Genomic DNA, 339 nt, shown 5'->3' with positions numbered 1-339 from the left:
CGCGAGGTTATCCATCGTGACTCCGAGCGCAACACCGAGTCCTGCTCCAATAGCGATACCAACGCCCATCCCCCGATTGTCTACTTCATCTCCCTCTGTTTGATCCATTGGCAATGTATTCTCTCCAGACGACATAAGCATTCTTCACTCGCGGACATAACTTGTACCCGTTTAGTGGCCCCACTGTTCAATAGAGGCCCTGTATTGACCGCTCAGAGTGACCGATCTACATTATGAATGAGACAAGCAATGGTGAGTTCCCGGAACTGTTTCCACCAGCGCCGTGAGCGGACGAACGCACCGTACTTTCGCTTGAGCGTTGAGTTCACGGTCTCGGAT

The 339-nt window shown here is 52.2% G+C and carries 1 pseudogene; it reads right to left on the bottom strand.

Annotation, left to right across the window (positions count from 1 at the left end):
- Positions 1-212: 212 nt before the first annotated feature.
- Positions 213-339, bottom strand: a pseudogene (locus tag EXE42_RS15840) (IS5/IS1182 family transposase); the annotation flags it as partial.

Source organism: Halorubrum sp. SP3 (assembly GCF_005435195.1).
GTDB classification, from domain to species: domain Archaea; phylum Halobacteriota; class Halobacteria; order Halobacteriales; family Haloferacaceae; genus Halorubrum; species Halorubrum sodomense.
Note: the sequence above shows the minus strand (reverse complement) of the source record. Positions and strands in the feature narration are given on the sequence as shown.